Below are 6702 nucleotides of genomic sequence, written 5' to 3' on the forward strand. Positions count from 1 at the left end.
TCCCCGAACGACTCCTCGAACACCGCCCCGCCCACGGTCGAGAGATCGCTCACTGAGGCGTAACCCCCTTGGTGTGCCGACATCCGCCGCAACAGTGTGATGGCCGGGCAGCGCCCGCATCACAAGTCACTATCTTTTGATCGCAGAAAAGCCGGCTACGGTTACACGCGGCGAGTAGCGGGAGCCCTGCCGGGCCGGACCGACTCCTTCGCTACTTTCCGCCTCGTTAGGCCCGGTTCGGGAGCACTCTGGAGGCATGGCGAAGACGCCCCGTACCAATCGAGCGGCACGTTTACGGCTGTGGCGGATCATGGCGATCGTCGTGCTGGCGGCCGTGCTGGTGTGGTTCTTCGCCGATCCGCTGCACCTGCCCGCAGAGGTGCTGGAGGTGCTGGATCAGCGGGCCAGCGTGGTCGGCATGTTCACTGGCATGGCGTTGGGCGCGGCCGCCCTGCTGGTCTCCGTGGCGGCGCTGCGCGCGCAGGTCCGTGCCGAGCGGGCCCAGCAAGCCGAGCAGCCCGCCGCTGGCCCGGCCGTGCCGTCCGAGGCCGGGCGCCAGGCACCGTCGCAGGGGTCGCCGCGGGTGTCGGCCTCGGGGGAGCGGTCGGTCGCCATCGGTGGCGACAACTCCGGCATCGTCTCCACCGGTGACGGGGCACGGAACGTGCAGATGCGCGCGCAGGCCTCAGGCCAGGGCCGGGTGTACCAGGCGGCCGGCGACCAGACCATCCACGAGGGCGATGACCGGCGGCACACCTACGGCGGCGATCACCTTGAGTTCCACCACAACACCCTTCATGGCAAGGTCGTCGGCAAGCAGGTGACCGGCCCCGAGTCCGCCGCACCGGACCGGGATAACGATGGGCGGCACTGACGGCGGCCACGACGCAGACGACCACAGCGCGGGCACCCACGGCGCGGGCCACCACATCGACTTCCACCACAACGACATCGGCAAGGCCGTCGGCGTCGAACACCACTACACCTATCCGCCGCCGCCGGGACAGATCGTAGAAGGTGACGTCCCGCAATGCCCGCCCGGGTTCCAGCGGCGTGAGCAGCGGCTGTCCGGCTTGCTGGGTGACCTGGCCCCGGCCTCAGGCCAGGGTCAGGGCTGGGAGAAGGGTGAGACAGGCGACAGGCACTGTGGGGCGGTGGTGAGCGGCGCCCTGGGCGGCACGCCCCGGGGTGGGCAAAACCATGCTGGCCGCCTCTTAAGGAAGTGAACTTCACCGCTCCCGCGCGCGGGGACCATGAATGACCCGCACCGGGCGGTTCGAAGCCATCACGGTGATGGCGTGCCAGGGTCTGCCGGTACAGGCTGCTGGCGGGTGCTGCAGGTGTCCGAGTCGAGCTACTACGCGTGGCGCGGCTGTGCGTCCGTGGCCTGTGCGGCGCGGCATGCCTGGCTGACCGATTTCATCCGCCAGGTGTACGCCGAGTTCGCCTGGGGCCCGTGGCGTCGCCGATCGGGCACGACGCGGTGGCCATCTTGATGCAGTGCGCCGGACTGAAGGTGCTACCCGGCAAGCGGCGGCGTCGTAGGTCGCGTAGGGGCTGGCCGCCGATGGCCTCGTCGATCGCGGCGTCGCCTGCAACGAGTTGGATGTGTGGGTTACCGATGTCACTGAGCATCGCACCCGTGAGGGCAAGCCGTATTGCTGCGAGGTGTTGGAGGTCTGCTCTCGTCAGATGGTCGTTAGAGTGGCCAGGTACTCGGCGGCCGTGGTCTCCTCGGGGACGCCGAGTCGCCTGTAGATCTCTACCGCACGCCGCAACTCGGTCACCGCGACTTTCCGGTCCGCTGTCGCGGCCGCGCAGCGGGCGACACCTTCCAGCGCGTGCGCCTCATCCAAAGGGCTTTCGATCTGTCGGGCAAGGTTCAGTGCCTGCCGATACATTTGGGCTGCCTGCTCCGGGCCAGCGCAAGCGGCCAGCAGGGCTCCGGTGTGGTTGAGTGCCTCGGCCTCTCCCTGGGGGTCCCCCACCTGGCGGAACAGTGCCAGTGCCCGCTTCAGCAGGTCGGCCGCCGCTGGGTGCTTCCCGGTTCGGGTAAGAAGGCAGCCAAGCTGCTGCATCGCGTTGGCCTGTCCGAGTCGGTTGCCGAGCTGTTCATATAGCGCCAGCGCCCGCTCGTGCAGGTCGGCCGCCTGCGTGTACTTTCCGGTCAAGTGTCGGGTGCGTCCCAACGCGTTGAGGGCGTGGGCCTGCCCACTACGGTTGCCGAGCTGTTCATATAGCGCCAGCGCCCGCTCGAACAGGTCGGCCGCCTGCGCATAGTCTCCGGTGATGCGCAGGGGACGCCCCAGATCGGTGAGGGCATGGGCCTTCCCGAGGCGGTCGCCGAGCTGCTCAAACAACGCCAGCGCCCGCTCATGCAGGTCGGCCGCCTGCAAGTACTCCCCGGTCACGCGCCGGACCCACCCCAAGCCGTTGAGGGCGTGGGCCTGTCCGAGGTGGTCGCCGAGTTGGTCGTAGAGCGTCAGCGCCCGCTCGAACAGGTCGGCCGCCTGCGTGTACTTCCCGATCACGCGCCAGACGCGCCCCAGATCGGTGAGGGTGTGGGCCTGTCCAAGCTGGTGGCCGAGTTGGTCGTAGAGCGTCAGTGCCCGCTTGAGCAGGTCGGCCGCCTGCGTGTATTCCCCAGTCATGCGCTGGACCCACCCGAGGTTGTTGAGGATATGGGCCTGTCCGAGGTGGTCGCCGAGTAGTTCATGGAGCTTCAGTGTCCGCTCGAACAGGCTGACCGCTTGCGCGTACTCCCCGGTCAGATAGCGGATGTCGGCCAGGTGGCGCAGGGCGGTGGCCTCGGCGGCTGGATCATGCTGCATGTGGGCGGCGTTGGCGGCGGTGTGGTGCAAGGTGGCTGCCTGCTGCCAGGGGCCTTCCTGGCGTAGGTAGGCGGCCATGGCCGCGGTCAGCTCGATGAGAGGGTGGGGCAGGCTCTGGTTAGTTGCGTGCTCCAGGCAGGCCAGTAGATTGGCGTGCTCTGTGCGCATCCACGCCAGCGCGGTGTCACGCTCGGCTAAGTCTGGGCCGTCCGATGCGGGATCGGGGGCAGCTGGGGGTAGGGCAGGGTACGGGGTGCGGGTCAGATGGGAATCGGCGGTCTGGGCGGTACGAGTGTAGTAAGCCAGCAGCCGATCGGTTGCCCGCTCGCGCTGCTCGGCCGTCTCACAGGCGGTGGCCAGGTCGCGGGTGTAGGCGCGCAGTAAGTCATGGAGTCGGTAGCGGCCGGGGCCGGGCTCGTCTAGGAGATGATCGACATACAGCGCTTCCAACTCGCGACGGGTTTGAGCCAGAGGGATGTCAGCCAGGGCGGCGGCGGCATAGAGGTCGATGTCCGGACCGGGATGTAGTCCCAGGTGTCGGTACAGCCGCTGCCGGTCGGCCGGCAAATGCTGGTAGGACATATCGAAAGCGGCGCGCACCGCCCGGTCCCCGGCCTCCAACTCGCCCAACCGGTCGGTTGCGGCGGCGAACTCGGTGGCAAACGCATGCAGCGGCCAGGCGCGCTTGTGCGCGATCCGGCCGGCCAGGACTGTGATCGCCAGTGGCAGATGGCCGCACAAGTGCACCAAGTCTGCCACCGCCTCAGCGTCCGCCCTGGTCAGGGTGCCGCGCCCGGCGAGCCGGGTGAACAACGTGATCGCCTGCTCGGGCGGAAGGGTGGCCAGGTTGAGGGATTCGGCGCCATCCAGGCCGATCATCCGGCTGCGGCTGGTGATCAGTACCAGACAGTTGGGCGCGCCGGGAAGAAGGGGCTCCACCTGGGCGTGCCCGGTGGCGTCGTCCAGAATGAGCAGTACCTTCTTGTCGGCCAGGCGGGAGCGCCAGCGGGCGGCCCGCTCGCCGAGGTCGTCGGGGATCTGGCACGGGTCCATGCCGGTGCGAGCCAGGAGCCGACCCAGCGTCTCGCCGGGGTCAGCGGCGGGGACGTTGGGGGTGTGGGCGTACAGGTCGACAAAGAGCTGCCCATCGGGATAACTAGCAGCCAGCAGATGCGCCACGCGAACGGCTAAGGCAGTCTTGCCGACGCCGGGCATGCCGTCGATGGCGTGGATGGCCACGATCCCGGTGCTCTGTGCGGCGGCGGTGGTGAGGTGACGCAATTCCTCTTCGCGGCCGGTGAATGCAACCATGTCACGGGGCAGCGTGCGCATCTCTGGTGACACCGGTGGCGACAGTTGGTGGATGTGTTGGTCACCGGCGGCGATGTACTGGCGGGCCTGACCGTCCGCGTGAGTGTCGATCCGCACCTGGGGCTGGTCGTCGCCGCTCATCGCACGGTGGTCTGCTGGTCGTGGCCTGTGATGTACCGCCGCGCCTGGTCATCCGCGCGGTCGGGGATGTTTATGGTCGGGGCGCTGATCTGCTGTCCAATGGACAAGGGGAGGCGCAGGTGCTCACTCGGTAGGTGCTGCAGAAGCGGCCCTAGCGTGGGACCGTCATCCAGTAGGTAAGGCAGCCATAGGCGCCACATATCTTCCAGGGCATGTGCGGTGTCGGCGGTGTTCAGCCGACTGGTCTGCTGGGGCTGGATGTGGGCGGTATCCGGGTCAATCTGCGCCTCCTTGGCCCCCTTGGGGCACGGGGTACGCCACGTGGTCACCATCTTGGTACGAGTCTGGGTACAAGCGTCGGTAGCCATCGCCCCCTGTAGCTTCGTCGCCGCGGCCGACATGATCGGGTCCATCCCGTTCCACTCCTGCAAGCAACTTAGGACTTCACGTTAGACACGCCCATGGACCACGTACACAGAAAAACGCGAACACGATCTGGAAATCGGGATGGTAGGAACGGCGCGGTCTGTCTGATCGTTGCCGCTCCGGCTCGTCGGTCGCTACCGCAACCACGCGTGCCGATATCTTATTGCCAGTTCACGCAGCCTTTTTCCAACCTGAAGTTGCAGTCACGTCTACGAACCCGGTGTACGGGTTGGAGCACGCGCCGAGCACTGCGGCTGTCACCGATGGATGGTGCCGTCATGACCGGAGCACGGAATCCTTTCCGGGAAGCGCGGTGTAATGATCGAACATGTGCTAGCCGTGCTCGGTGCGTGCTCGTATGCCCCGTCATGTGCTGTCAGGGCCCGGCACCGCCTGACATTCAATACATGCGGAGGTGGCACGAACTACCATCAAGTGGCATCGCACGCCACTAAAGGATCTTGCTTCTAATCCGACGGTCGCAGGTTCGAATCCTGCAGGGCGCGCTTTGATCATGGTCTGACCTGCGACGATGCGGGATCGGATGCGTTCTAGAATTTTCATCTAGCGTTTGTGTGCTCCGTGCGCGCTCGGTTGCACCAACCCTGCACATTCCATGATCATCCGGTGGCCTCGGCTGCTGCGGGAAAGCAGCGGCCCCGCTTCGCTGCGAGCAGGTGGCGAATGCGGGGCCGGACGTTTAATCCGACTGTTCAGCTCCTCAGTGAGATGAGTGTCCCCGGTTCAGCCTGGCCTTCCTCGCCGAACAGCAGGGCTGCGGTCTTCTCGGCTGCCGCCGTGGCGACCTGCGGGTAGACGGAGGTGTAGGTGTCGGCGGTGAACGCGCTGGAGGTGTGCCCGAGCGTTTCCTGCACGACCTTCATCTCCACCCCGGCCGCGAGCATCAGCGACGCGGTGCCATGGCGCAGGTCGTGGAGCCGGATCGGCGGCAGCCCGGCGAGGTAGGCCAGCCACAGGAATTGGTCGGAGACGTGCTGCGGGTGCAGGCGGTTGCCGTCGGGCTGGGTGAACACGAATTCGGTGTGCGTCCACGCCTCACCCATGGCCAGGCGTTCCTGGCGTTGCTGTTGCCGGTGGGCGCGCAGCACCTGGGCGGTTGGGGTGTCCAGGGCGATGGTGCGGACCGAGGCGTCGGTCTTCGGGGTGCCCTCATGTACCTCCCAGGCCAACTGCACCAACTGCCAGTTCACCGTCACAGTGCGGGCATCGAGATCGACTTCCTTCCAGCGCAGCCCGCACGCCTCGCCCCGGCGCAGCCCGCGCAACGCGATCAACTGGTACAGCGCGAACAGGCGGTGCCGTCGGGCTTGTTCGAGGAACAGGCGGGTGTGCGCGGGTGTCCAGACCATGACCGTGGAGGGTCGCGGCACGCTGGTGTAGGCGTCGATCGGGTCGACCCGCCGCCCGCCCCGGCGTTGCTTCTCCCTCTCCTTGTAGCTGCGGAAGTCGCTCTGCCAGGCACGGACCCGGTCGTCGGTCCACACCAAAGGCTTGGGCCGGGTGTGGGCGGCCATCTCCAAGACCGCAGCCGGGTTGAAGTCGATCAGCCGGTCTTGGCGCATGGCCATGTTGAGCGCGTGGCGCAGGGTGGCGCGGATGCGGTGCATGGTGGCGATGCTGATCGGCCGCCGGTATTTGACGCTCTCGCGCACCTTTGGGTCGGGGTCGGCGCGGCGTTCGGCGATGGTGTCGTTGAACTCCTCGATCTGTTCGAACATCAACGCGATGTCGCTGACCTTGAGCTGCTCCAACCTGAGCCGCCCCAGGTAGGGGGTGAGGTAGAGGCGGATGTGGCCTTCGTAGGAGCGGCGGGTGGTCTCCTCGATCTTCCGCTTGCGGTTGAGGAACTCGGCCAGCCACTGCTCGACGGTGATCTCCTGGGTCAGATGCTGCCCGGTCTTGACCTTGCGGCGGACCGTCTCCACGTTCGGCAGCGTGTCGGTCTCGGCCAGGGTGCGTTTGATCAGGTCGG

5 protein-coding genes are annotated in these 6702 nt (G+C 67.0%); 2 read left to right on the forward strand and 3 right to left on the reverse strand.

What is annotated here, in order from left to right:
- The first annotated feature begins 256 nt into the window (after positions 1–256).
- Positions 257–874: a hypothetical protein gene (locus C4V41_RS52535; RefSeq protein ID WP_146104145.1), complete on the forward strand. Its 618-nt coding sequence runs from the start codon at positions 257–259 to the stop codon at positions 872–874.
- Positions 861–1226: a hypothetical protein gene (locus C4V41_RS52540; protein ID WP_103963598.1), complete on the forward strand. Its 366-nt coding sequence runs from the start codon at positions 861–863 to the stop codon at positions 1224–1226. The genes C4V41_RS52535 and C4V41_RS52540 overlap by 14 nt, the downstream gene beginning before the upstream one ends.
- A 462-nt stretch (positions 1227–1688) precedes the next feature.
- Here C4V41_RS52540 and C4V41_RS52545 read toward each other — a convergent pair whose 3' ends face one another.
- The 3 genes from C4V41_RS52545 to C4V41_RS52555 all read right to left on the reverse strand — a co-directional run.
- Positions 1689–4283, reverse strand: a complete 2595-nt coding sequence (locus C4V41_RS52545) for an ATP-binding protein (protein WP_103963599.1) — start codon at positions 4281–4283, stop codon at positions 1689–1691.
- Positions 4280–4696, reverse strand: a complete 417-nt coding sequence (locus tag C4V41_RS52550) for a hypothetical protein (RefSeq protein ID WP_103963600.1) — start codon at positions 4694–4696, stop codon at positions 4280–4282. The genes C4V41_RS52545 and C4V41_RS52550 overlap by 4 nt, the downstream gene beginning before the upstream one ends.
- 726 nt (positions 4697–5422) lie before the next feature.
- A partial coding sequence (locus C4V41_RS52555; RefSeq protein WP_103963601.1) for a tyrosine-type recombinase/integrase occupies positions 5423–6702 on the reverse strand: 1280 nt, incomplete at its 5' end.

The sequence above is a fragment of the Nonomuraea solani genome, from assembly GCF_900108335.1.
In the GTDB taxonomy this organism is placed as follows: Bacteria; Actinomycetota; Actinomycetes; order Streptosporangiales; family Streptosporangiaceae; genus Nonomuraea; species Nonomuraea solani.